Origin of the sequence: Streptomyces sp. NPDC005863 (genome assembly GCF_042871345.1) — a bacterium.
Taxonomy (GTDB): domain Bacteria; phylum Actinomycetota; class Actinomycetes; order Streptomycetales; family Streptomycetaceae; genus Streptomyces.
Genome location: NZ_JBIAII010000002.1, coordinates 934,201 through 957,882, shown reverse-complemented (window position 1 = coordinate 957,882; position 23,682 = coordinate 934,201). Strand labels below are relative to the sequence as shown.

The 23,682-nt window shown below is 71.2% G+C and carries 21 protein-coding genes and 3 pseudogenes; 12 read left to right on the top strand and 12 right to left on the bottom strand.

Annotation, left to right across the window (positions count from 1 at the left end; translation table 11 throughout):
- The first annotated feature begins 323 nt into the window (after window positions 1-323).
- Window positions 324-527: a hypothetical protein gene (locus ACFYO9_RS10235; RefSeq protein WP_358776915.1), complete on the top strand. Its 204-nt coding sequence runs from the start codon at window positions 324-326 to the stop codon at window positions 525-527.
- Window positions 528-587: 60 nt separating this feature from the next.
- On the opposite strand, the gene ACFYO9_RS10230 is transcribed toward ACFYO9_RS10235, so the two are convergent.
- Window positions 588-1,628 (bottom strand): Rv2578c family radical SAM protein, encoded by a 1,041-nt coding sequence (locus tag ACFYO9_RS10230; protein WP_358776914.1) that lies wholly within the window; start codon window positions 1,626-1,628, stop codon window positions 588-590.
- 135 nt (window positions 1,629-1,763) lie between these two features.
- On the opposite strand from ACFYO9_RS10230, the gene ACFYO9_RS10225 reads away from it, so the two are divergent.
- The 5 genes from ACFYO9_RS10225 (at window position 1,764) to ACFYO9_RS10205 (ending at window position 9,984) form a co-directional block, all read left to right on the top strand.
- Complete coding sequence (locus ACFYO9_RS10225) at window positions 1,764-3,011, top strand: SLC13 family permease (RefSeq protein ID WP_358776913.1); 1,248 nt, start codon at window positions 1,764-1,766, stop codon at window positions 3,009-3,011.
- Window positions 3,012-3,150: 139 nt separating this feature from the next.
- Entirely contained in the window at window positions 3,151-3,594 is a 444-nt protein-coding gene (locus ACFYO9_RS10220; protein WP_355815994.1) for an SRPBCC family protein, read from the top strand.
- Between the two features lie 257 nt (window positions 3,595-3,851).
- A complete protein-coding gene (locus ACFYO9_RS10215) occupies window positions 3,852-6,332 on the top strand; it encodes an MFS transporter (RefSeq protein ID WP_355815991.1) in 2,481 nt (826 codons plus the stop codon).
- A 167-nt stretch (window positions 6,333-6,499) separates the two neighbouring features.
- Window positions 6,500-9,040, top strand: coding sequence for a SpoIIE family protein phosphatase (locus ACFYO9_RS10210; RefSeq protein ID WP_358776912.1), 2,541 nt, complete (start codon window positions 6,500-6,502; stop codon window positions 9,038-9,040).
- Between the two features lie 224 nt (window positions 9,041-9,264).
- Window positions 9,265-9,984 carry a class I SAM-dependent methyltransferase gene (locus ACFYO9_RS10205; RefSeq protein WP_358776911.1) on the top strand — a complete coding sequence of 240 codons (720 nt, stop codon included), beginning with the start codon at window positions 9,265-9,267 and terminating at the stop codon, window positions 9,982-9,984.
- A gap of 10 nt (window positions 9,985-9,994) precedes the next feature.
- On the opposite strand, the gene ACFYO9_RS10200 is transcribed toward ACFYO9_RS10205, so the two are convergent.
- Complete coding sequence (locus ACFYO9_RS10200) at window positions 9,995-10,873, bottom strand: LysR family transcriptional regulator (RefSeq protein ID WP_355815982.1); 879 nt, start codon at window positions 10,871-10,873, stop codon at window positions 9,995-9,997.
- A gap of 159 nt (window positions 10,874-11,032) precedes the next feature.
- On the opposite strand from ACFYO9_RS10200, the gene ACFYO9_RS10195 reads away from it, so the two are divergent.
- Window positions 11,033-11,422, top strand: a complete 390-nt coding sequence (locus tag ACFYO9_RS10195) for a VOC family protein (protein WP_355815979.1) — start codon at window positions 11,033-11,035, stop codon at window positions 11,420-11,422.
- Window positions 11,423-11,444: 22 nt separating this feature from the next.
- On the opposite strand, the gene ACFYO9_RS10190 is transcribed toward ACFYO9_RS10195, so the two are convergent.
- Together ACFYO9_RS10190 and ACFYO9_RS10185 are read right to left on the bottom strand one after the other, a co-directional pair.
- Window positions 11,445-12,158, bottom strand: a complete 714-nt coding sequence (locus ACFYO9_RS10190) for an NAD(P)-binding domain-containing protein (RefSeq protein ID WP_355815976.1) — start codon at window positions 12,156-12,158, stop codon at window positions 11,445-11,447.
- 123 nt (window positions 12,159-12,281) lie between these two features.
- On the bottom strand, window positions 12,282-13,259 hold the full coding sequence (locus ACFYO9_RS10185; protein ID WP_358776910.1) for a YafY family protein: 978 nt from the start codon (window positions 13,257-13,259) through the stop codon (window positions 12,282-12,284).
- A gap of 318 nt (window positions 13,260-13,577) precedes the next feature.
- On the opposite strand from ACFYO9_RS10185, the gene ACFYO9_RS10180 reads away from it, so the two are divergent.
- A complete protein-coding gene (locus ACFYO9_RS10180; protein WP_358776909.1) occupies window positions 13,578-14,522 on the top strand; it encodes a Gfo/Idh/MocA family oxidoreductase in 945 nt (314 codons plus the stop codon).
- 36 nt (window positions 14,523-14,558) lie between these two features.
- On the opposite strand, the pseudogene ACFYO9_RS10175 reads toward ACFYO9_RS10180, so the two are convergent.
- A pseudogene (locus tag ACFYO9_RS10175) lies at window positions 14,559-14,888 on the bottom strand (ABC transporter ATP-binding protein); the annotation flags it as partial.
- Between the two features lie 132 nt (window positions 14,889-15,020).
- On the bottom strand, window positions 15,021-15,803 hold the full coding sequence (locus ACFYO9_RS10170; RefSeq protein ID WP_358776908.1) for a hypothetical protein: 783 nt from the start codon (window positions 15,801-15,803) through the stop codon (window positions 15,021-15,023).
- A 263-nt stretch (window positions 15,804-16,066) separates the two neighbouring features.
- Here ACFYO9_RS10170 and ACFYO9_RS10165 point away from each other — a divergent pair, with 263 nt between their 5' ends.
- Both ACFYO9_RS10165 and ACFYO9_RS10160 read left to right on the top strand, forming a co-directional pair.
- Window positions 16,067-16,630 carry a barstar family protein gene (locus ACFYO9_RS10165; RefSeq protein WP_358776973.1) on the top strand — a complete coding sequence of 188 codons (564 nt, stop codon included), beginning with the start codon at window positions 16,067-16,069 and terminating at the stop codon, window positions 16,628-16,630.
- A gap of 51 nt (window positions 16,631-16,681) precedes the next feature.
- On the top strand, window positions 16,682-17,368 hold the full coding sequence (locus ACFYO9_RS10160; RefSeq protein ID WP_358776907.1) for an HD domain-containing protein: 687 nt from the start codon (window positions 16,682-16,684) through the stop codon (window positions 17,366-17,368).
- Between the two features lie 7 nt (window positions 17,369-17,375).
- On the opposite strand, the gene ACFYO9_RS10155 is transcribed toward ACFYO9_RS10160, so the two are convergent.
- Together ACFYO9_RS10155 and ACFYO9_RS10150 are read right to left on the bottom strand one after the other, a co-directional pair.
- Entirely contained in the window at window positions 17,376-17,969 is a 594-nt protein-coding gene (locus ACFYO9_RS10155) for a GNAT family protein (RefSeq protein WP_358776906.1), read from the bottom strand.
- 117 nt (window positions 17,970-18,086) lie between these two features.
- Window positions 18,087-19,316, bottom strand: coding sequence for an MFS transporter (locus tag ACFYO9_RS10150; protein WP_358776905.1), 1,230 nt, complete (start codon window positions 19,314-19,316; stop codon window positions 18,087-18,089).
- Window positions 19,317-19,396: 80 nt separating this feature from the next.
- Between ACFYO9_RS10150 and ACFYO9_RS10145 the strand changes: the two genes are divergently transcribed.
- Window positions 19,397-20,011, top strand: a complete 615-nt coding sequence (locus ACFYO9_RS10145; protein WP_388666117.1) for a CGNR zinc finger domain-containing protein — start codon at window positions 19,397-19,399, stop codon at window positions 20,009-20,011.
- Window positions 20,012-20,210: 199 nt separating this feature from the next.
- Here the strand turns inward: ACFYO9_RS10145 and ACFYO9_RS10140 are convergent.
- Window positions 20,211-20,628: pseudogene (locus tag ACFYO9_RS10140) on the bottom strand (DUF2199 domain-containing protein); the annotation flags it as partial.
- Window positions 20,629-20,688: 60 nt separating this feature from the next.
- The gene (locus tag ACFYO9_RS10135; RefSeq protein WP_358776904.1) at window positions 20,689-21,738 is read right to left on the bottom strand and encodes an FAD-dependent oxidoreductase; all 1,050 of its coding nucleotides are present in this window, start codon (window positions 21,736-21,738) and stop codon (window positions 20,689-20,691) included.
- Window positions 21,739-21,827: 89 nt separating this feature from the next.
- Between ACFYO9_RS10135 and ACFYO9_RS10130 the strand changes: the two are divergent.
- Window positions 21,828-22,422, top strand: a pseudogene (locus tag ACFYO9_RS10130) (sigma factor-like helix-turn-helix DNA-binding protein).
- Between the two features lie 63 nt (window positions 22,423-22,485).
- Here the strand turns inward: ACFYO9_RS10130 and ACFYO9_RS10125 are convergent.
- The gene (locus tag ACFYO9_RS10125) at window positions 22,486-22,968 is read right to left on the bottom strand and encodes a hypothetical protein (protein ID WP_358776903.1); all 483 of its coding nucleotides are present in this window, start codon (window positions 22,966-22,968) and stop codon (window positions 22,486-22,488) included.
- Window positions 22,969-23,035: 67 nt separating this feature from the next.
- Window positions 23,036-23,596 (bottom strand): CGNR zinc finger domain-containing protein, encoded by a 561-nt coding sequence (locus ACFYO9_RS10120; protein ID WP_358776902.1) that lies wholly within the window; start codon window positions 23,594-23,596, stop codon window positions 23,036-23,038.
- Window positions 23,597-23,682 lie beyond the last annotated feature (86 nt).

The window sequence follows — 23,682 nt, the reverse complement described above, 5'->3', positions numbered from 1 at the left end:
CCCTGCTGACGGTGACCCTCGGCCCAGCGCATGCTCCCGGAATCCGCGAAGGAAAGGGGGCGCTGCGGCGGAAATTGACCCTAAAGGGGCGGGGTGTTGGAGCAGGGTGAACGCCGACACCTACTTCCAGAACGGCCCACGTGGCCTTTCGGCGACTTCAACTCCCGGTGTGGATTCGGCTTCAACCGAGAACTCGGGGGCACCCCGATTGCGTACGCCGACGCAGGCCGGCTGCAGCAGGTGTACCTACGGTGATCCGACCGAACCGGGTGACCCGCAGAGTGAACCACCGACCCGTCTCGGGTGGAGCAGGAGGACCATCCATGCATGAAACCTCGACGCGTCCAAGGCTTCGTCGGGCGATGACGCAACTGCTCGTCGTCCTGCTCGTCCTCTACCTGGTGTGGTTCGTCGTCTCATACCTCTCAGGCGGATCGCTCGGTGCCTCACTGGCCGCGCCACTCATTCTCCTGGCTCCCGGAGCCGGGATTGCGGTCATCCGCTACCGCCAGTTCAAGCGCGCGTAGGGCCGAGCCTTGTGCGGCTCCGTGGGCCTCACACAGCAGCATGCTCGCCGGCCGGCCTCGTCAATGCAGCGTCAACTGGGTAGGCCCCGGCCCCGTGGTCGGCTCGGGGGTCGCCGGGGCGTGGATTCGGCGGGACGCCCCCGCGCGGGAGGGGCCGATGCCGAACTCCTCGGCCAGTTCGTGCACATGGCGGGTGACGCGCCGCTGGTACCACTTCGGGGCGTAGGCCCCCTCCGCGTAGAGGCGCTCGTACCGGCGCACCAGATGTGGATGGTGCTGCGCCAGCCACGCCATGAACCATTCGCGGGCGCTCGGCCTCAGGTGCAGCACCAGCGGGGTCACGGAGGTCGCGCCGGACGCGGCGATCGCCCGGACCGTGGCGCGCAGCTGGTCGGGGTGGTCGCCGAGGAACGGGATGACGGGCGCCATCAGGACGCCGCAGCCGATGCCGTGGTCGGTCAGCGCGCGGACGACGTCGAGGCGCCGCTCCGGGGCCGGCGTGCCCGGCTCGACCGTGCGCCACAGCTCCTGGTCGACGAAGCCCACGGAGACGGAGATCCCGACGTCCGTCACGTCCGCCGCCTGCCGCAGCAGGTCGAGATCGCGCAGGATCAGCGTGCCCTTGGTCAGGATCGAGAAGGGGTTGCCGTGGTCGCGCAGCGCCTCGATGATCCCCGGCATCAGGCGGTAGCGGCCCTCCGCGCGCTGGTAGCAGTCCACGTTCGTGCCCATGGCGATGTGGTCGCCGTGCCAGCGCGGTGAGGCGAGCCGGTGCCGCAGCAGTTCGGCGGCGTTGACCTTGACGACGATCTGGCTGTCGAAGCCGAGGCCGGTGTCCAGGTCCAGGTAGCTGTGCGTCTTGCGGGCGAAACAGTAGACGCACGCGTGCGTGCACCCCCGGTAGGGGTTCACGGTCCATTCGAACGGCATCCGGGACGCGCCCGGCACGCGGTTCACGATCGACCTGGCCCGGACCTCGTGAAAGGTGATCCCCCGGAACTCCGGGGTGTCGAAGGTGCGTGTGGTCACCGCGTCCGCGCCGAACAGCGCGGCGTCGGCGGTCCTCTGACGCGGCTCGTCGGAGAGGTTCTCCCAGCGCATGACGCCTCCTCGGTAGCACTGACCACAGAATAGAACATCTGTTCCCTTGATCGTGTGACGCCGTCACGGCACCGCCCCGCCGCGGGTCCGAGGGCGGCGACCGGGCAGCACCGTGCGCGAGGCATGATCAGAGGCATGCTCGTCGAGTCCCTGTCCGTCGCCGCCCTGGTGGTGGTGCTCGTCTGCGCCGTCGTCCGCCCGTTCCGCTGGCCCGAGGCCGCCTTCGCCGTACCGGCCGCCGGTGTCGTGATCGTGTCCGGCGCGATCCCGCTCGACGACGTGCGGGCGGAGGCCGAGCGCCTCGGACCGGTCATCGGCTTCCTCGCCGCCGTCCTGGTGCTCGCCAAGCTCTGCGCCGACGAGGGGCTCTTCCACGCCTGCGGCACCTGGATGGCGCGCCGCGCCGCAGGCCGGCCCCGACGGCTGCTCGCCGCGGTCTTCGGCCTCGCCTCCGTGATCACCGCGGCCCTGAGCCTGGACGCCACCGTCGTCCTGCTGACCCCGGTCGTCTTCGCCACCGCCTCGCGGATGGGCGCCCGCCCGGCGCCGCACGTCTACGCGAGCGCCCACCTGTCCAACACGGCGTCCCTCCTGCTCCCCGTCTCGAACCTGACGAACCTCCTCGCGTTCGCCGCGACCGGACTCAGCTTCACCCGCTTCGCGCTGCTCATGACGCTGCCCTGGCTGGCCGCCATCGCCGTCGAGTACGCCGTCTTCCGGCGGTTCTTCGCGGCCGACCTCGACGCCCCGGTGGCCGGCGCCGAGGCGACGGAGGTGCCGCACATGCCGCGCTTCGCCCTGGTCACCGTCGCCCTCACGCTCGCCGGGTTCGCCGTGGCCTCCGGGGCCGGCGCCGACCCCGCCTGGGCGGCCGCGGCCGGCGCCCTCGCCCTCGCGGTGCGGGCCCTGCTGCGCCGCCGTACGACGCCGGTGGCGATCCTGCGCTCCGCCTCGGTGCCGTTCCTGGCCTTCGTCCTCGCCCTCGGCATCGTCGTACGGGCCGTCGTCGACAACGGCCTCGGCGACGCCCTCGGCCGGGTCCTGCCGGATGGCACCGCCCTGCCTGCGCTCCTCGGCACCGCCGCCGTCGCCGCGCTGCTCGCCAACCTGATCAACAACCTGCCCGCGGTCCTCGCCCTGGTCCCGCTGGCCGCACCGGCGGGCCCCGGCGCCGTACTCGCCGTGCTGATCGGCGTGAACATCGGGCCCAACCTCACCTACGCCGGATCCCTCGCCACCCTGCTGTGGCGCCGCATCGCCCACCAGCACGACCACGAGGTCTCCCTCGCGCGCTTCACCCGCCTCGGCCTCCTCACCACCCCCGCCGCCCTCCTCCTGTCGACCCTCGCACTCTGGATCTCGCTGAAGCTGCTGCCCGCCTGAGCGGGGGTTCGGGTGAGCGAAGGGCCCGGTCCGCGGTGCGGTCAAGCGGCCGAGCGGGGACCCGATTTGGGGCGCCGGTACGGCGGGTGATTGGCTTTCCGTGCAGACCCGGAGAAACACACATGCTGGAGGAAACCCCATGGCGCAGGTCGAAGCGACCGCGGAGCGGATCATCGCGGCAAAGCCGGACGACGTCTTCGACGCGCTGGCCGACTACAACGGCACGCGGGAGAAGCTCCTCTCGGAGCACTTCAGCGAGTACGAGGTGCGCGAGGGCGGTGACGGCGAGGGCACCCTCGTCCACTGGAAGCTGCAGGCCACCAGCAAGCGGATCCGCGACTGCCTCCTCGACGTCACCGAGCCCACCGACGGCGAGCTGGTCGAGAAGGACCGCAACTCCTCCATGGTCACGACCTGGACGGTGACCCCGGCGGGCGAGGGCAGGTCCCGCGTGGTCGTCACCACCGTGTGGAACGGCGCGGGCGGCATCGGCGGCTTCTTCGAGAAGACCTTCGCGCCCAAGGGCCTCGCCCGCATCTACGACGCCGTGCTCGCCAATCTGGCCGCCCACGTCGAGAAGTAGGCCCCGCGGCGGGCGTGCGGCCCGCGCCACGCGCCCGCCCGACTGCCGCACGCCCGCCCAACTCCCGCGTAACCCATCAGGGTTGTTCCCACGCTCACCGGTTCGAGTGGTTTTCCGTGCGGCTTCGTTGTACGCCGTAGGGCTCCCACCGGCACTTACTCTCCCGAGGCCCCGCGCGGGGCGACTCGTCGCGCTTGCTCGCTGTTGTCGCGTAATGCGAGAAATGGGCGGCGCAGGCGCGACGAGGGGAGCAGGACGTGGGTGGGACGACGCTGGTGAAGGTCGCCGAGCAGGACGAGCGGGACGAGAAGGACGGCCGGGCCGAGCAGCGGGTCGTACGGGATCAGGAGGGGGCCGGCGCCCCCGCCACCCAGGGCGATCAGGGCCGCGGCCAGGCCCCGCCACCCGCGCCGGGACCGCCGGGCCACGGGCTCAGCCCCAGCCGGGTGCGGATGGTCTTCGTCGGGCTGATGCTCGCCCTGCTGCTCGCCGCCCTGGAGCAGATGATCGTCGCCACCGCGCTCCCGAAGATCGTCGGTGAGCTGCACGGCCTGGACAAGATGTCCTGGGCGATCACCGCCTACCTCCTCACCTCCACCATCGGCCTGCCCATCTACGGCAAGCTCGGCGACCTCTTCGGGCGCAAGGGCGTCTTCCAGTTCGCGATCGTCGTCTTCATCGTCGGCTCGGCGCTCGCCGGGTGGTCACGGACGATGGACCAGCTCATCGCCTTCCGCGCGATCCAGGGCGCCGGTGCGGGCGGCCTGATGATCGGCGTCCAGGCGATCATCGCGGACATCGTGCCGCCCCGGCAGCGCGGCCGCTACATGGGCCTGATCGGCGCTGCGTTCGGCCTCGCGTCGGTCGCGGGCCCGCTGCTCGGTGGCTTCTTCACCGACCACGTCTCCTGGCGCTGGTGCTTCTACTTCAACGTGCCCTTCGGCCTCGTCACGCTCCTCGTCGTCAGCCTCGTCCTGAAGCTCCCCAAGCCCACCGCCAAGGCCCGGCTCGACGTGCTCGGCGCGCTCCTGCTCGCCGCCGCCTCCACCTGCCTGGTGCTGCTGACCAGTTGGGGCGGGACCGAGTACGAGTGGGGGGACCGCGTCATCCTCGGGCTGGGCGCAGGCGCCGTCGTGGCGAGCGTGCTCTTCCTGCTCGCCGAGAAGTTCGCCGCAGAACCGATCATTCCGTTGCGGTTGTTCCGTGACCCGGTCTTCAACATCACCTCTCTCGTCGGCATGGTCATCGGCATCGCCCTCTTCGGAGCGGCCAGTTACCTGCCGACCTTCCTGCAGATGGTCGACGGCGCGAGCGCCACCGAGTCCGGCCTGTTGATGCTGCCGATGATGGGCGGCATCGTCGGCGCGTCCATCATTTCCGGGCAGCTCATCAGCCACACCGGGCGCTACAAGATCTATCCGATCGTCGGCGGCGCCCTGTCCGTCGTCGGCATGTGGCTGCTCTCGCGTCTGGAGGTGGACACCTCCCGGCTCCAGTACAGCGTGTACATGGCCGTGCTCGGCGCGGGCATCGGCCTGGTCATGCCGGTCCTCGTCCTCGCCGTGCAGAACGCGGTCCGCCCCGCCGACCTGGGCACCGCCACCAGCGCCAACAACTACTTCCGGCAGATCGGCGGCAGCGTGGGCGCCGCGATCTTCGGCACGCTCTTCGCCGACCGGCTCGCCGACGCGCTGCGGGAGCGGATCCCCGCCGGAGCGGGCGCGGCCCTGCCCGACGCCGAGTCCATCACCCCGCAGCTCGTCCACACCCTCCCCGCGCCGCTGCGCGACGGCTACATCCAGGCCTACGCCGACGCGATGCCGCGGATCTTCCTCTACCTGGTGCCGGTGCTCGTCCTCGGCATGCTGCTCGCCTTCTTCCTCAAGGAGACTCCCCTGTTGTCCAGCGCCACTTCCCACAACGCACCCGCCGACGAGGCCGTGGCCGTACCGCCGCAGACCCGCCCGGCGACGTACGCGGCCGGGGTCCCGGTCTGCGGCACCGTGCAGCACCCCGACGGCACCGTGGTGCCGCGCGCGGCCCTCACCCTCATCGACGTGGGCGGGCAGCAGATCGGCCGCGGCGCGAGCGGCGAGGACGGGCGGTACGCGTTGTCGACGCCCGGCACCGGCTCCTTCGTGCTGATCGCGGCCGCCGGCGGGCATCAGCCGCAGGCCGTCACCGTCACCGTCGGCGAGCGGCCCGTCGAGCTCGACGTGGTCCTCGGCGGCGCGGGCCGCCTCGCCGGCACCGTGGTGACCGCCGACGGCACGCCCGTCAGGGACGCCGCCGTCACCCTCACCGACGTCCGCGGCGAGGTCGTCGCCACCACCCGCAGCGGACGCGAAGGCGGTTACGTCATCACGGAGTTGGTGGCCGGCGAGTACACGCTGGCGGCCAGCGCCCCCGCGTTCCGCCCCGCCGCCCTGCCGGTCAGCGTGCAGGCCTCCCGCGAGACCCGCCAGGACGTGGAGCTCGCCGGCGGCGCCGTGCTGCGCGGCACCGTGCGGGCCAGCGGCGGCCGGCCCGTCGAGGACGCGCGCGTGACGCTCCTGGACGCCGCGGGCAACGTCGTCGACACCCTCACCACCGGCATGGACGGCACGTTCCGCTTCATCGACCTCTCGTCCGGCGAGTACACCGTGATCGCGGCGGGTTACCCGCCGGTCGCGACCGTCCTGCAGGTCGCCGGCGGCGGCCGCACGGAGCGGGACCTCCAGCTCGGGCACGAGGACTGAGCCGGGGCCGTCCGGCAGCCGGCCGGCGGGCGTTCCGAGGGGGCGTGCGCCGGTGGCCCGGCCGCCGCGGGGCAATTCTCGTATTGCCCCGCACGGCAACCCGCGGCGGCCGTACGGTGGTTGGTGGCGGTCCAGATCTTGCGCTGCCAGGGGAAGGAGCATGAGCCATGGAGCGAGGCACTCCGGGCGAGCCGGTCACGCGGAGTGCCGCGCCCGGACGCATCCCGCTGGCCGTGGTCGTCGTCGACGGAGCGGGACTCGTCTCGCACTGGAGCGTCGGCGCGCGCCGCCTCTTCGGGTACGGCAAGGAGGAGGCCGTCGGCCGTCCCGTGGGCGATCTGCTCCCGGTGCACGGCGCGATCCAGGACGACCGCGAGGACCGGGAGGACCGCGAGGCCTATGGGGCCTACGACGGACTCGGCCCCGACCTGGAGACCTCCCTGGACGGACAGATCTCCTACCCCGCCGCCGGGCGTGCGCGGCTCGCGGAGGCGGGCGGCGGACGGGACGGCGAGGACGACCGGGGTGGCGGAGGCGACCGGGGCGGCGCACGCGACCGTGGCCGCGTCGACGTGCTGTGGTGGGCGTACCCGCTGATCGGCCCCGGACCCGAGCGGCTCCTCGTGCTCGCCGCGGACGCCGCGCGGCTGACGCCGTCCGGGCAGCCGCACGACGGCAGGGGAGAGCGGGACGAGCGCGACGAACGTGACGAGCGTGACGAACGGACCGAGCGGATAGCCCCCGGCTTCGCGTTGCACACCGACTTCCCCGGCGCCGACGAACTGGCGGCCCGGCTGCCCGAGATCCTGCCGAGCATGAGCGTGGGCGAGAGCGCCCGCATCGTCGCCCAGGTCCTCGAACTGGGCTATCCCGTCCTGGAGTTCAGCCACCACGACCGGGTTCCGGTGACCCCGGACTGGGGCGTCGCCCGGCGGGCCGAGCGCAAGGAGCGCAGACGGCGCGCCGCGCAGACCGCCGCCGAGGGACTGCCGGTGACACCGGAGGCGGCGGACGACGTCGAGGACCTGGAGTACGTGGCGGTGCGCGAGCGCCTCGAATTCCTCAACGAGGTCAGCGGGCGCATCGGCTCCTCGCTCGATCTGTCCCGGACGATCGTCGAGGTCAGCAAGGCCGTCGTGCCGCGCTTCACGGATGTCGCGGGCACCTATCTGCGCGAGCAGGTCGTCGCGGGCGAGGGCTTTCCCGAGGGCGTGCCGGACGAGACCACCCTGTGGCACCGCGTCGCTCTGGAGCACACCGACGAACCCGGGCGCTGGGACGACGTGGTCCCCGTCGGCGAGTCCATGCCGTTCCCCGCGCACACCCCGTTCTTCCAGTGCATGACCTCCGGTGAACCGGTGCTCGTGCCGCGCATCTCCGACGAGATGGGCAACGCCATCGCCTCGCAGTTCGAGAAGCGCGACATCCGCCCGCTGATCAACCGGCGCTCCATGCTCGTCGTGCCCCTGAAGGCGCGCAACGTGGTGCTGGGATTCATGATCCTGCTCCGTCACGAGGAGCGGCAGGTCTTCAACGACATGGACCGCGTGACCGGCGCCGAACTGGCCGCTCGCGCGGGGCTCGTGCTCGACAACGCCCGCATGTACACGTACCAGGAGAGCGTCGCCGACACCCTCCAGGACAGCATGCTGCCGCACATCCAGCCCAGGATGTCCGGCTGTGACATCGCGACCCGCTATCTGCCCGGCACCCTGCTCGGCCGCGTCGGCGGCGACTGGTTCGACTCCGTCAAACTGCCCGGCTCGCGGACCGCGCTCGTCGTCGGCGACGTGATGGGCCACGGCCTCAACTCGGCCGCGATGATGGGCCAGTTGCGTACGGCCGTACAGACCATGGCCGCCCTCGACCTGCCGCCCGAGCAGCTCCTGCGCAACCTCGACGACCTCGCGCAGCGCCTCGGCGAGCACTACCTGGCGACCTGCCTGTACGCGGTCTACGACCCGATCGCGGGCGAGCTGCACCTCGCCAACGCCGGCCACATCCCGCCCGTCCTGGTCCGCGCCGAGGGCGGCCGCAGCGAACTCCTCGACCTGCCGACGGGGGCGCCCATCGGCGTCGGCGGTGTGCCCTTCGAGTCGGTCGTGGTGCGGGTCGCGCCCGGCGACCGGCTGTTGATGTGCACCGACGGCCTCGTCGAGGTGCGCGGCGAGGACATCGGCGTGGGTCTCGCCACGCTCACCGAGTCCGCCGCGCACCCGGCCGCCTCCATGGACGACGCCTGCGACACGATCATCCGCGCCCTCAACACCCGCGGCGGCCGCAAGGACGACGTGGCGCTCCTCATGGCCCGGCTCAACGGCATCGCGGCCCGGGACGTCGCGCACCAGCGCCTCGCCGTCGACGCCGCGGAGGTGGGAAGGGCCCGCGAGGCGGTCCGCGCCCAACTGCGCGCCTGGTCCCTGGAGTCCCTGACCGACACGGCCGAACTGCTCGTCAGCGAACTGGTCACCAACGTCGTGCGCCACTCGCGCAGTACGCGGATCGATCTGCGCCTGGTCCGCGCGGGCGCGCTGGTGTGCGAGGTCGAGGACGACGACCAGACCCTGCCGACGCTGCTCAGCGCGGGCCCGGCCGACGAGTTCGGGCGCGGACTGCGCGTCGTGAGCGCGCTGGCGAAGGAGTGGGGCACGAGCCGGACGCGGCGGGGCAAGACGGTGTGGTTCGAACTGTCGTTGCCACGGCGGTAGTTGCGGCCTGCCCTGCTCGTGCGGCCCGTGTTGCCCGTACCGTCGCCCTGTACGGCTCGTACCGCTCGTACCGCTTGCTCCCGGGAGCGGGCGCGCGCCCCGTGGGGCGAATCGAATGACCGGTGAAGGTAGTGCGCCGGTGACTTGTCCGTGCGCCCCGGGCGCGGTAGACCGATCTTGTCGCCGGCTTCGGCGGCCGTCGTCGCACCCCGGGGAGCACGGACATGAGCATCACGAGTCGGTACAGGGAGGCGTGGGAGGGGTTCTGGCGGGAGGCCTCCGACGAGCCGGGAGCCGTCTTCTGGGACGCCGAACCCGCCCTCACCGCGAGCCTCCATCTCGCCCTCTTCGAACCGCACATGACCGCCGTCGGCCTGCCCGTCGTCGACCTGGGATGCGGCAACGGCACCCAGACGCGGTTCCTCGCGAACCGCTTTCCGCGCGTCCTCGGGGTCGACCTCTCGGCGGCCGCCCTCGACCACGCCCGGCGCGCCGACCCGGCGGGACAGGTCGACTTCCGGCAGCTCGACGTCGTCGAGAAGAGCGAGGCCGAGCAGCTGCACGCGGAGATCGGCGACGTGAACATCTATATGCGCGGCGTGCTGCACCAGTGCGAGTCCGATGACCGGCAGCCGCTCCTGGACGGCATCGCCACGCTGCTGGGCGAGCGGGGCCGCGCGTTCCTCGTCGAACTGTCAGAGCGGGCGCGTCCGGTGCTGATGGAGTTGTTGCAGGGCCCGGCGGGGCCGCCGCCGAAACTGGCGCCGATCTTCGCGCACGGCCTCGCCCCCGCCGACGTCGTGGACGACGTGGTGGAGGGATACGTCGAGGCGGCCGGGCTGCGGATCATCGACTCGGACGACCTCCCGCTGGCCAGTACGGAGTTCACACCCGACGGCGTACGCATCGAACTGCCCGCGCGATGGCTGGTGTTGGGGCGCTGAGGACGGACGGCTAGCCCTCCGACCCGGGGACGTCCAGCAGGGCGAGGAACGCGGCGGCCGCGGGGGAGGGGGTGAACCGGCTCCAGATGAGCCGCTCGACCCGTACCGGCCCTTCGCGGACCGGCACGCTGCGCAGGCCGTGCAGTTCGGCGGCGAACGCCGCGGGCAGCAGGGCGATGCAGAGGCCCTGACGGACCAGCCGTGCCATGAGCTCGACGCCGGCCTCGAAGGCGACCTCGCGCCGCAGCCCGGCCGCGGCGAACGCGTCGTCCGACTGGGCGCGGGCGGCGGAGCCCGCGGCGAAGTCCACGAACTCCTCCTCGGCCAGGCGGGGCAGCCCCACCTCCGGCTCCCCGGCCAGGGGGTGGTCCGGCGCGACCACGGCGACGTGCGCGCCGTGCGCCAGTTGTACGTCGCGTACGCCCTGCGGCCGGAGACCGGGCGGTACGCCGAGGAACGCCGCGTCCAGCGCGCCGTCCCGCACCTGCTCGATGAGGCGTTCGCTGCCGGCGACGCGCAGGCTGATCCGCACCTGGGGGTAGCGCTGACGGTAGTCGCGCAGCACCGCGGGGAGGTCGACGGCCGCCACCGTGGGGATCGTGCCGACGGTCAGCCTGCCCCGTATCTCACCGGTGGCCGCCGCCACCTCCGCGCGGGCCCGCTCGGCCGCCTCCAGGGCCTGGCGGGCGGCGGGCAGGAACGCCTCCCCGGCGACGGTCAGCCGCACCCGGCGGCTGGTGCGCTCGAAGAGCCGCGCGCCCAAGTCCTTCTCCAGCCGCGCCACTTGGTGGCTGAGCGCGGACTGGACGACGTGGCACCGCTCGGCGGCGCGGGTGAAGCTCGCGGTCTCCGCCACCGCGACGACGTACCGCATCTGTTGCAGATCCATTGATCCATCGTGAATCACGATGGATCGCATGACAACCATGTGTTGGACCGATCGATGACTGCTCGGCGATGCTGAACCCACCGGCCCGGCACCACCACGAGGGCCACCCCGACACCACCTCGGGCGCCGTCGGCGCCCCCGCACCCCATGGAGACCCTCATGCGTGTGATCGCCTTCGACCACCTCGTCCTCAACGTCACCGACGTCGAGCGCTCGCTCGCCTTCTACACCGGCCCGCTGGGCCTTGAGCCGGTGCGGGTGGAGGAGTGGCGGGCCGGCAAGGTCCCCTTCCCGTCCGTGCGGGTCAGCCCCACCACGATCATCGACCTGACGAAGGCCCCCGACGGGCACTCCGAGGGATCCAACGTCGACCACATCTGCCTCGTGGTCGAGCCGCTCGACTGGCAGGAGGTCATCGACTCCGGCGACTTCACGGTCGTGGACGGCCCCGGCGAGCGCTTCGGCGCGCGCGGCACCGCACTCTCCCTCTACGTGCGGGACCCGGACGGCAACACGATCGAGCTGCGGTGGTACCCGCAGGACGCGTGAACCGGCCGGATGTTCACCTGTCTCAGCGGACAATCTTCACGCCGAAGCGTCCGTTGAGGGCGAGGCCGAGTGCGGTGTGGAAGTGGGCGTACATCTCCAGACCGCGGGCGGCGGCCAAGGGACCGACGTCAATGATGTCGCTCCAGCCGTAGGCGGTCAGAAGTTCACCGGCCGCGGCCTTGGCGTCCTGGTGGTCGCCGGCGAGGAACATGGTGTGGTCGCCGCCGCCGAACTCGGCGGGGTTGACGACGGTCTCCTGCTCCTGGGTGACGAAGGTCTTGACCACCTTCGTCCCGGGCAGGGCGCGCTGGATCCGTTCGGCGAGGCTGTCGGTGTCGACGGGGTCCAGGCGCGGCATCTCGCCCCAGGGGGTGGGCCAGGAGTGCTCGGCGTCCCCGGGTTGCTGGTAGACGTACGGGACTGCGTAATCGATCAGGGTCTTGCCCGCGAGTGCGTCCGTGGGCAGGGCCGTCAGGGCGGCGACGGCGTTCGCGCCGTCGATCCCGTTGATCACCAACTCGCCCGCGGCCGCGGCCTGGGCGAAGGCGGCCAGGGTCAGCTCGGGGTGGGCGCCGTGGAAGACGGCGAAGGGCTCGGTGCCCATCATGTCGGGCTCGGTCCGGGCGAGGGTCGCCTCGGGATCACGGGTACCGACGACGACCTGGTGGCCGAGCGTGCTGAGGCGGGCCGCGTGCTGACGGGCGCCCGCGCCGGTGCCGAGAATCGCGATGTTCACAGTGCTGCTCCTGGATGCTGCTTTGAGGGCAGGCGACCCGGTGGCCACAAAAAACACATTACGGACCATTTGGGACAGCTCGCGTCCTAAAAGAAACCCAGGAGCCTTTCTGCCGAGATTGCTTCAACCGAGGGCGCTGGAGGCTTCGAGGGCGTCGAGCGCCCGGCGGGCGGCGGTGCGCAGGTGGTCGCGGACGGCTTCGTCGGCGTCCAGGGTGTAGTCGGCGCCGAGGCCGGTGAGGATCTGGGCGATGCCGGGGAGGTGGTCGCCGGAGCAGTCCACCGTGCATTCGTTCGGGCCGGTCGCCCGGATGCGGGTGGCCAGAGCCCAGGTGCGGTGCCGTACGGCGTCGGCGGGTTCCCGGACCGTGGCGACGGCCCGATAGCGCACGGGCGCCGAGGCGATCTTCCCGGCCACGTACGAGGCCGGGTCCCCGCCGGGCACGGCGCGGCGGACGAAGCGATGGCGGATCGGGGTCAGGCCGGAGATCCGGTCGAGGCGGTAGATGCGCCAGTCGTCGCGGTCCTGGTCGTGGCCGAGGAGGTACCACAGGCCCCCGGAGGCGACGAGGTGGTGCGGGTCGACGCGGCGATCGGCGTCGTGGCCGGTGCGGGTGGTGTAGGCGAAGGTGACGGTCTCCCGGTCGCGACAGGCCGCGGCCAGCTCGGCCAGGGCCGACGGGTCGGTGCGGGGCCCTCGACGCTCCCACTCGATGGCGGCGGTCGACTCCTGCAGGGCGGCCACCTGCGTACGGAGGCGGGAGGGGAGGACCTGTTCGAGTTTCGCGAGGGCGCGCAGGGTGGTCTCCTCCATGCCGGTCAACTGCCCGGCGGCGGTGCGCAGGGCGACCGCGGTGACGGTGGCCTCCTCGTCGTCGAGGAGCAGCGGAGGCATCGCGGCGCCTGCGGTCAGGCGGTATCCACCGGCGTGGCCGGTGGTCCCCTCGACGGGATACTCCAGTTCGCGCAGGCGGTCGATGTCGCGGCGCACGGTGCGCGTGGTGACACCGAGCCGTACGGCGAGCTCGGCGCCGGACCACTCGCGGCGCGTCTGCAGCAGGGACAGCAGGCGGAGCATCCGGGCGGGAAGGCCAGTCGTCATGCTCTCCAGAATGACGTCCTCTAAGGACATGAGGTGACCTAAAAGGCCTCTAGCGTGAGGACATGCCCACCGGTTCGGTGAGCTCGTACGCGATCTGGTCCGACGACGGGCGCCGGCTCGCCGAGTTCTACGCCGCCGCACTCGGCAGAGAGGTCGGCGCCCCCTACCCCGACGAGTACGGCAACGAGGTCGCCTTCCCCGTCACTGTCGGCCCAGTCCCCCTGACCTCACCCATGACACCCGTACCAAGCCCACGGCCGCACCACGGCCTCGCCGAACCCATGCCGTACCGCCCCGTCGCATGCGAAAGGAAGACTCATGAAGATCGCACTCCTGGGCACCAACTTCGGCCAGGCGCACGCCGCCGTCTACGCCGCCCGCGAGGACGTGGAAGTGGTGATGATCGGCCGCGACGCGGACAAGACCGCACACGTGGCCGGTCAGTTCGGCTTCACCGCCGCCACCGACCTGGACGCCGCCTTCGCCGACGACTCCGTCGACCTGATCGACGTCTGCCTGCCCATCGCGCTGCACACCCCAATGGCGCTGCGGGCCTTGGAGGCCGGCAAGCACGTCCTCACCGAACTGCCCATGGCCGCCTCCCTGGAGGAAGGCCGCAGGCTGGTGACCGCCTCCGAGTCCAGCGACCGGCACGTGTTCGTGGACATGTTCGAGCGGTTCATCCCCGCCAACCAAGTCCTCGACGACGCCGTACGGGACGGTACGTACGGTCGGCTGGAGGAGCTGACCTGCTGGTCCGCGATGGCGCCGCTGTGGCCCGGGGCAAGCCTGGGGGCGAAGGTGCTGCCGATGGAGGCCATGCACACCGACCTCGACCTGATCACCCGCGCCCTCGGCATGCCCCACCAGGTCCACGTCACCTCGGTCGAACGGAACGCGGACGCCGGCGCGGTCGAGGCCGTCATGGCCTTCGACGGGGCGCTGGCCCGCAGCTCGGTCTCCTCGCTGCGGCCGATGCCGTGGGGCGGCCGAGGCGGCTGGACGGCCGCCTTCACCGACGGCGTCCTGGAGTCGGTCTTCACCATGGGCCACGACGGCAGGCCCACCACCTCCTTGACCGCCTACACCGGCGAAGGCATCCATCAGGTGGAGCTGCCCCCGGCCGATCAGTACACCGCGATGATCGAGCACGTCCTGGCGGTCCTGCGCGGCGAGGCGGACAACCGCATCACTCCGGCCGGCGCCCTGGACGCCCTGCGACTGACCCTGCGCATCGACCAACAGGTCAACGCAGGCCACTGACGCAGCAGTTGCGGGCACACCAGGGCCGCGTCGATGTCAGTGAGGGGAGCTGTCGTCCGTGCGTGCCTTCGGGGGATGCGCGGGGCGGGGGACGCCGGCGGCAGGCGCGTACTGGGCCGTCTGCGTCTCGAACATGTCGGCGTAGCGGCCGCGCGTGGCGATGAGGTCGTCGTGCGTGCCGTGTTCGGCGAGGCGGCCTTGATTGAGGACGTAGATGTGGTCGGCGTGCCGCACGCCGGACATGCGGTGCGTGACGAGAACGACGGCCCGGTGCGGTGCGGCGAGGCGCCGGATGCGGTCGAAGGCGGCGGTCTCGGCCTCGGGGTCGAGGGCGGAGGTGGATTCGTCGACGAAGGCGGCCGCGTCGCGCGATCGCGACACTCACAAGTCCGCGACGAGAGACGCCGATCAGGTGCTGGCAGGCGCCCTCGCATGCGAACCCACCGGCGGCAACCGGCCGGGTCCCACCGCGCGTTCGGGAACGAAAGAAACTTACCGTCACCCCGAGAGTTTCGCGCTCTGCGCCTTCACGATCGGCTGCGCGACCTTCGCGTTGCCCGCGTACGACTGCACGAACGCCGTACCGTCCACGGCGAAGTAGACCGCGAGCGTGTCCCCATGGCGGGCCGCCAGCGTGCGCACCGTGTGGTTCCGGCCCTTGTACGGTGTCACGGCGTTGAAGGCCACCGACTCGTCGGCGCCCGCCGGCGTCGGAGCCTTCTCGGCGGTGATGGACGCGTACGGGTTGGTGTTCTTGCCCGCCTTGGCGGTGAAGCCGCCGCCGCAGGAGCCGACGGCCCGGGACAACTCGGCCAGGGCGGCCTTCGCCTTGCCGGCCGGGTACGACGCAAGGGCCACGTACGTGAACGCGCCCGGACCCTTCGCGCCGGAGGCGACACGCGTGAGGTCGGCGCGCGGCGTGGCCAGCGGGAACTGGCTCATCGCGTACGCGAGCGGCGCGCAGCCGGCCTTGTCGACCTTGATCTCGTCCCTGGACTTGGCGAAGACGAATTCCGTCTGCGGCTTCTCGACCCTGAACCCCTTCACCTCACTCTTGCCCAGGACGACCTTGTTCAGTTCGGCTGCCGGGTCCGCCTTCGAGCTGGGAGCCGTGGACGTCTTGGGCTTGCCCTTGGCGCCCCCGTCCGAAGAATCGTCGCCGGACGAGCCCGACCCTCCGCAGGCGCTCAGGGCCAGTGCGGAGACAAGGGCGAGAACGGGCGCGGTCAGGGCGGTGGTACGGGAGGTGCGGGGGGTACGAGGGGTACGGCTCCGCTGCACGGAAGGCTCCTGTCGTCGGGTCCTGCCCCGCCCCGCGAGGCCGCGGGCCGGTGAGATGTGGTTCCAGTGACGGGTGAGATCACGCGCGCGGCACTCTACTGGGCGCTCGCACGGCGTGCCGAGCCGGTACCGGAGCGTCGATCCGTGGCCCCCCCCGGGCCACCCGGGGTGTGGCCCCGCAGGGCGAGGAGGCGCCCGCCCCCACCCCCGCCCCCCACCCCGCCTCCGAACGAAGCCGTGCGAGGATCCCGCCCGTGACGACCATGCCGACCCTGACGGAACGCCGCCCTCCGTGGGTCGTGTTCACCTCCGCGGCCGACCCCTGGCCGGCGTCGGAGACAGCCGCGCTCGTACGGCGGAACGGTCTGGTCCTGCGGCTCGACGGCCGGGAAATGACGGATCCGGCGTCCGTCTTCCGTACCTTCGCCCGGGACCTGTCCTTCCTCGGCTACTTCGGCCACAACTGGGACGCGCTCGTGGACTGCCTCCACGACTGGCACGGTCCCGGCCACGGGAACCAGGACCTCGCGATTCTGATCGAGCACGCGGACGACCTGCTGAAGTCGGACTTCCTCGGGCTGTTCGTATCGGTTCTCGCCCAGGCGGCCTGGCACTCCAACCTCCGTCTGGATGCCGACGGCGAGCTCGACGAGTGGCGGCCGCGTACGGCCCAGCACTTCGTCTTTCTCCTGGACCACACCGCACCCGCCGCGTTCACCGAGAAGGTGGCCCGCGGCGTGGACGTGGTGGTGGCGTTCCAGGACGGCCGCCTGCTCGTCACTCTGACCGACACCGACTGGCCACCCGGCGGGGGCCCCGGCTCTTGAGCCCGTTCCGAGTGAGCGCTGAGTCAACGCCCTCGATGCCACGATGAACGCATGAGCCACGACCACAGCAGCCATGAACGCACTAGCGATGAACGCCGAAGCCCACTCGCGGAGAAGACGCCCTTCCCCGACGACCTCGACGAAAGGCTGCGCGCCCAACTCACCTTCCTCGTGGAGGTGGACCAGCTGAAGACCATCCTCCGTCAGTCGCCCCTCGCCGCGACGGACCGCCGCGAGAACGACGCGGAACACTCATGGCACATGGCGATGATGGTCGCGGTCCTCGCCGAACACTCCGACCGGCCCATCGACGTGGGCCACACCATTCAACTCGTCCTGCTGCACGACCTCGTGGAGATCTACGCCGGGGACACCCCGCTGTACGACGCCGCCGCGGGCGCCGACCAACTGGAGCGGGAAGTCGCCGCGGCCGATGAACTCTTCGCTTTGCTCCCGTCGGACCAGGCCCGGCGCATGCGGGCGCTCTGGGACGAATTCGAGGAACGCCGCACGCCCGAAGCCAGGTTCGCCAAGGCCATGGACCGGCTCCAGCCCTTGCTTCTCAACTGGATGGCACGCGGTGGTACGTGGCGTACCCCGGGCGTCACCGCCGACGATGTCCGCGCCCGCAAGGCGGTGATCGGAGACGCGTCGTCCTCCTTGTGGGAGGCGGGGCGACGCCTCATCGACGAGGGCGAGGCACGAGGGTGGGCGAGGAGCGCGGAGGCCTCGGAGTGACGTGACCTCACCACGACGTGGGCTCAGGGTCTGTCGCCAACCGGGCGTGGAGTTCCACGTCGAAACGGACACCGTCGTACGCGAGTTTCTGTCGTTGCCGCCCTTCCACCGCGAAGCCGGCACTACGGGCCACCCGGCACGAGGCGGGATTGTTCACGCGGTGGCCAAGCTCCAGCCGGAAGAGCTCCGCATCGTCGAAAGCCCAGCGGGCCACGGCATCGCAGGCACGGGAGGCTACGCCCCGGCCGCGTGCCGACGCCGTCGTCCAGTACGAGACCCACCCCGTGGCGTGACGCCGATCGACCGAGCCGATCCGCACGTGGCCGAGAACGTGACCGCTGCCGCTGCGACCGCCACTGCGACGGCCACCGTCACCGTCACCGCCGCCGCCATCGACGACGGCGAAGGAATACGCGGAGTCCGTAGCCCACTGCTCGCCACGAGCGGCTATCCACCGCTGGGCGTCCTGAACGGTATCGACCGGCTCGACGGACTGGCCGCGCATGAGTGGATCCGCGAACGCGGTCATCACCGTCCGGGCGTCCTCGATCTGCCATGGCCGCAGCACCAGGCCGGAGGGGGTATCCACACGATCGCGCACGACGCGAGTCTTCCTCGACAGGTGCCGTCTGTCGCGTGGGTTTTCCCCAACAGCCGCCATCACCACCGCTGATCACGGAAATGTACGAAGCTACGATGACGGTGCGCCATCAACCCGTCACCAACCCGCCATCGCCCGCTCCTCCGACGAATCGGCCGCAGCCACCGCCGACGGCACGGCGAAGAAGCTCAATGCCGCGACGACCGCCACACCCGCCGCCGACACCAACGCACCTCGAAGGGACCATGACGCGATCGGTCCGGCGACCGCCGCTCCCAACGCGAACCCCGTGATCTTCAAGCTGGCGCCGGTGGTGAATATCTGCGCGCGCAGGCGTTCAGGCGCTTCGCGATGGCGGATGGCGAACAACGCGGCGAGTTGCGGGCCCTCTCCGACCCCGGCGATGAGGACGGCCACGACGAGTACGGTCGGCTGACCCCATCCGGCCCATCCGGCCCATCCGGATGCGGCCCCTCCGGCCCACGAGGGCCATGAGGCCCATACCGCCAAGGCCGACGCGGCGGCCTGGACGAGGGCGCCGGCCCAGATGACCGTGTCGGGGGCGATCAGACGTGGAAACCGCGCGAGTACGGCGGTGGCCAGCAGGGCGGAGACCGCCGTACAGGAGAGCAACAGCGCGCCGCGACCCGCTCCGCCGAGGACGCGCTCGCCCAGGAGCGGAACGCAGGCCATGAATACGCCCTGACCAGCACAGGAGAGAACCGAAGTGAGGGTCGCTCTGGCCAGAGACGGCCGGTTGACGAGGACCCGCAGACCGGCGGCGAGATCGCCGGCCACCGAGGTCGGCCGAACGCCCCGCACCCGGCCGGGACGGGCGGGCAGCATCCATGCGGCGGGCAGCGCCGAGCCGGTGAGCGCCGCGGAGACCACCACGGCCGCCGGAGCCCCCAGCGTCTCCGCTACGCCGCCGGCGAGAGCCGGACCCGCCAGACCGGCCACGCCGAACGTCATGGCGTCGAGCGCGTTGGCCCGCGGCAGGCGGTCCTCCCTTACGACACGCGGCAGTTGGGCCGTCCAGCCGCCCGACAAGGCCGGCCCCAGCAGCCCCGCCACCACAGCGATCGAGAGGGTGACGCCGAATGGCAGCGGCCCCAGTCCCACCAGGATCACCCCGAGCCCCACCGCGTACAGGACGAGGGCCATGGACAGCAGGCGTCCCGGCCGTCGAGCCCTGTCGAGAAGCGCTCCGAGCACCGGCCCGCCCACCGCAGCGGAGATCGTGACGCCCGCGAGCAGCGACGACGCCTCGATGGTCGACCCGGTCAGAGCGAATGCCGCCAGCATCAGCGCCGTCCCCGACATCTCGTCGCCGGCACGGGCTGCCACGGCTCCGGCGAGATAGAGGCGGAGTGAGTAACGCTTTGTCATCGACGGGACGTTACGGAGGTAACTCAAAACATGGCAAGATGCGTTACATTCCGCACGTGTCCTTCCCCCGCGGGTCCTTCCCCCACGCGCCCCTCACCGGTGACGACTGGTCCACCCGGCACTCCGTGCTGACGACGGCTCGGCGCACCGCCGACATGCTCAATGTCCTTGCCGACGAGCACCCCGACCCGAACGCCGTGGCCGACGTGCTCCGCGCCCACGGTGAGGCCGACCCCATCGACCTCACGGAGCGGGATATCGCTGAACTGCGTAAAGCCGCCGCCCTGCTGCGGCAGGTCTTCGCGGCCGAGCACGTGGACGACGCCGCAGCCGTCCTCAACGGCCTCCTCAAGGACCACGCCGGGCCGCTGAGGTTGACCTCCCATGGCGGCAACAGCCCCTGGCACCCCCACCTCGACCACGACGACGACGCTCCGTGGGACGAGTGGTTCCTTGCCTCCTCCTGCATGGCCCTGACCGTCCTCCTCTGGGACCGCCAACGCCCGCCCGGCAGGATCTGTGCGTCGACCAGCTGTCAGAACGTCTTCATCACCCAAGGCAGCGGCCCGGAACGCCGCTACTGCTCCCGCCGCTGCGCCACCCGCGAACGAGTCGCAGCCCACCGCCACGGACGCGCCACGGAGGCGCCCTGACGCAGTACGGGTACGGAGTTGGGTCACGATGACCGGCGTCGTACGGCGGGTCAACTCGGCGCCTCGACCCGGAGGATGACCGCAGAGGGCATGGAGACGGTACTGCCTGTCGCCGGCCACGTGAGAATGAGCGGATGCACTGCCTGCAGGCGGCCATCCAGGAACCGAACCCTGTCGAGGGTGCTCCGTTCGTCGCTGAGTGCAGGACCGCTTCGGCGATCTCGCGTACGCGGTCCGTGGTGATGCCGGTGCGTTGTTCGACGGCGAGGGGGTGGTCGGTGGGCTCCAGTTCGACGTATGGGCGTCGGCCGAGTTGCCTGGTGTGGACGTGGGTCTTCAGGTTGATGGTGCTGGGAGAGTAGGGGCCGAGTTCGGTGGTCATCCATCCGAAGTACGGTTTCTCGGCGGCGCGTTGTGGGCTTTCCCAGAGGTCCGCGGCCCGGGAGAAGTTGTCCCGGCTGTGCCTGGATGACGCATTGATCGGAGCAGAGCAGGCAGTCCGGTGCGTCCGCGAACCGTTCGTCCCACACGTTGGGGCTGTGGTCCCCGTGATGCGACGGCAGTTCCGCATGATGCTCGCCGCAGCATGAGCAGGTGAATCCACGATCGCTGATCATGGGCCGGAGCCTAAGGGCCGATGCCGGTGCTGCTCACGTAGGTGAGGTAGAGACGACCGGCTACCGGGCCACGCGCGGGCGGCAACGCTTCAGTTCGGGGGCCGGTCGGTCCGTCACGAGCTCGTCTGCGATGAGGCGGCCGACCGTGGGTGCCAGGCAGATGGCGGAGTGCATGACGGCGACGTAGACGGATCGATCGCGTGTCGCGTGTCCGATGACGGGGCCGTGCGCGGGCATGGGGCGTACGCCGGTGCGGTAACCCAGCAGGCGGCACCGTTCGCTTCCTCGGAAGGTCATCTTCAGGCGCTGGAAGGCGTGTTGAGCGGAACGATCGAGTGCGGCTGAGCCCTCGACGTGCGGCACGACCAGCAGGAGTTCACCTTCTCGAGCTTCCCGGACCTCGAAGTCGGGCCTCGCGACGATGGCCTTGACCAGGCCAGATGGCGCTGCGATGCGCGCGAGCGTGGCGGGGGAGGCGGCCATGTCCAGGTGTGGGGAGAGTGGCTCGCAGAGTTGGGGGACGCCGGTGCCGGCAGTCAGTACCACGGTGGAGGCGGCGTGAGGCCCGGCCGGAGTCAACACTCCCTCGACGCGCCCATTGGTCACCTGCAAGGAGGTGACTGAGGTGTCGTAGAACACCCTCGTTCCGTGGGCGACGGCGGCCGCAACGAGCGCACGGGTCAGGGCAATCGGGTCGACGCCCGCGTCGCTCGGGGTGTGGATGGCCTGCTCGGGTGGATGCCGGAGGTTGGGCTCCAGGGCTGCGATGTCGCTTCGGCCGATGCGGAATTGGCCGGGGCCGGGTTCGTGCCCGTGCCGTGGGGCCTCTGGCGGCGTGCCGGTCCAGGACAGTGATCCGGTGCGGCGGAGAGTGGTGTGCGGGAGTTCGGCTTCCAGACGTTTGTGGTCCGCCAGGACGTACTCGCGTAGGTCCCGCGCTCCGCCGGGCCAGTCGGCCTTGGAGTCGCCGATCCAGGCGAAGGAGTCTCCTGTCACGCCGGCGGCCGGTGCGGGACCTTGCTCCAGGAGCGTGACCGGGACGCCCCTACGGGCCAGGTGGTAGGCCACGGAGGAGCCGACGATTCCGGCGCCGACGACAAGGGCTGACATGAGGTCCTCCTCGATGGGTCGACAGGTCGATAGGTCACGGGGCGACGACGGGCCAACCCTTCAGGCAGAGGCCAGCACGGCACAACGGAATTTACGGACGCCGCGACGAGGTCTTCGTCACTCACCGCAGCCTGCTGTTCACCGCCGCCTACGAGTCGCTCGGCTCCGTCGCCGTCGCCGAGGACGTCGAGCTCGCCGAGAGTGTCTCGATGGCGATGCTGCTGGTACTGGAGACGCTCGCGCCGACCGAACGGGCGGTGTTCGTGTTGCGCGAGGTGTTCGCCCTGGAGTACGGGGAGATCGCTGAGGCCGTCGGCAAGACGGAGACCGGGGTACGGCAGACGGCGTACCGGGCCCGGGCCTAAGCTCAACGCGCGGTCGAGACCGGCGAGTTGCAGAGCCTGTTAGGCGTCCTCGCCCCGGACGTCGTAGCCCTGAGCGACGGCGGCGGCGTCCGGCACGCCCTGCTGCGGCCGGTGGTGGGTGCGGCCCGACTGACGCGTCTGCTGGCCGGGGGCGGCTGACACAGGTCAACGGCGCGCAGGGACTGCTCGTCCGGGTCGACGGAAAGATCGACACGGTGGTGGCGGTCCAGATCGACGACGGCCTGATCACGGGGCTGTACGGCGTACGCAACGCGGAGAGCCTGCCCGCGCGGAACGGGAGACCGTAATCAGCCGCTGAGCCGCAGCGCCAACGGCCCCACCACCCTGGCAACCCCGCGTCCCGGAAGCGCTCCGAGAGCGGTCACCCTGGCTGCGGCTCTATCAGCAGCACCACTCGGTCGGCCGCCACATCGAAGCCCAGAACGGGGTGACGCGGATCCGACTCCGGGGTCAGCAGCACCGGCTTGCCCAAGCGGCGCCCGATCGCCCGCAACAGACCACACAGCGCGTCGACGCCGTCCTGGCCCCGCAGCTCCCGCAGATCCGTGTCGAAGTCGATCTGCCCGGCCTCGTACGCCCGGAAGATCACCAGAAAACCGGGGGCCGGCCAGACCCGCAGCACCGAATCGGCGTCCTCGTTGCGCGCCAGCATGTCCGCGGCCCGCGGCAGCCGGACCGCGACACCGTCCTCCGAATACGCGTACGACCACCCACGCGACCGCACCAGATCAAGCACCGACTGCCAGTCCTCCACCGAGGCGTTCGGGACGTGTACGTCCGGCAACGTTCCCATCAGTTCGGGGTCGAGTAAGTCCTTGACGTCGTTCCACAGCAGATCAGGCATCACGCCATGGTGCCCTGCGCGCCCGACGGGGCGTCGTCCGTCCGATTTCCGCCCCTCTCCCCGGGTGCTACTCGGGCCCGGGCCCCGACTCGCCCCGGACCCGGGCACGGGCCTGGTGTCTACGGGCCTTCAGGCGGTTGCCGCAGGTCTTCATGGAGCACCACCGGGCGGTGTTGGCGCGGCTTCGGTCCAGGAGGAAGAGGCGGCACTCGGGGTTTCCGCACGGCCGCAGCCGGCCCGGCATGCGCTCTTTGACGTCCGCCCACGCCAGGACGAGTTCCACGGCGAGTCTGCGCTCCCGCGGTGCCTCCAGGTGCCACTCGATGCCCGTGGCGAATGTGGCCAACCCGGCGCCAGGCCTCGGGACCTTGCGGACCCCCGCAAGCACGCGCCGCAGGCCCGCCTCCGCCCCCGCCCCCTCCTCCGCGTCACCCGTACCCCACTCCGTCGCCTGGAGTGCGTCCCGCGCCGCCCGGAGCCAGCGGCGCTCCTCCGCGTCGTCGCCGATCCCTCCGTGTTCCCTCGCCCATCTGCCCAGCTCACGGTCGTCCTGCCAGCGGTCCTCGCGTCGGCCGTCCACCGCGGGCGTGCTGTTCAACGCCTCCATCAGGGCCTGGTCGTCCAGCACGTCCCTCACCTTTCCCCTTCCCCCGCGTAACCCCACGTAACCCCATTGCGTCAATTGACAGGTTAGCCCAGCGGGAGTCTACTGGG

Coding starts and splice junctions, on each gene's coding strand:
- ACFYO9_RS10235 (WP_358776915.1), top strand. CDS start 324: ATGCATGAAACCTCGACGCGTCCAAGGCTTCGTCGGGCGATGACGCAA.
- ACFYO9_RS10230 (WP_358776914.1), bottom strand. CDS start 1,628: ATGCGCTGGGAGAACCTCTCCGACGAGCCGCGTCAGAGGACCGCCGAC.
- ACFYO9_RS10225 (WP_358776913.1), top strand. CDS start 1,764: ATGCTCGTCGAGTCCCTGTCCGTCGCCGCCCTGGTGGTGGTGCTCGTC.
- ACFYO9_RS10220 (WP_355815994.1), top strand. CDS start 3,151: ATGGCGCAGGTCGAAGCGACCGCGGAGCGGATCATCGCGGCAAAGCCG.
- ACFYO9_RS10210 (WP_358776912.1), top strand. CDS start 6,500: ATGGAGCGAGGCACTCCGGGCGAGCCGGTCACGCGGAGTGCCGCGCCC.
- ACFYO9_RS10205 (WP_358776911.1), top strand. CDS start 9,265: ATGAGCATCACGAGTCGGTACAGGGAGGCGTGGGAGGGGTTCTGGCGG.
- ACFYO9_RS10200 (WP_355815982.1), bottom strand. CDS start 10,873: ATGGATCTGCAACAGATGCGGTACGTCGTCGCGGTGGCGGAGACCGCG.
- ACFYO9_RS10195 (WP_355815979.1), top strand. CDS start 11,033: ATGCGTGTGATCGCCTTCGACCACCTCGTCCTCAACGTCACCGACGTC.
- ACFYO9_RS10185 (WP_358776910.1), bottom strand. CDS start 13,259: ATGACGACTGGCCTTCCCGCCCGGATGCTCCGCCTGCTGTCCCTGCTG.
- ACFYO9_RS10180 (WP_358776909.1), top strand. CDS start 13,578: ATGAAGATCGCACTCCTGGGCACCAACTTCGGCCAGGCGCACGCCGCC.
- ACFYO9_RS10165 (WP_358776973.1), top strand. CDS start 16,067: ATGCCGACCCTGACGGAACGCCGCCCTCCGTGGGTCGTGTTCACCTCC.
- ACFYO9_RS10160 (WP_358776907.1), top strand. CDS start 16,682: ATGAGCCACGACCACAGCAGCCATGAACGCACTAGCGATGAACGCCGA.
- ACFYO9_RS10145 (WP_388666117.1), top strand. CDS start 19,397: ATGCGTTACATTCCGCACGTGTCCTTCCCCCGCGGGTCCTTCCCCCAC.
- ACFYO9_RS10135 (WP_358776904.1), bottom strand. CDS start 21,738: ATGTCAGCCCTTGTCGTCGGCGCCGGAATCGTCGGCTCCTCCGTGGCC.
- ACFYO9_RS10125 (WP_358776903.1), bottom strand. CDS start 22,968: ATGCCTGATCTGCTGTGGAACGACGTCAAGGACTTACTCGACCCCGAA.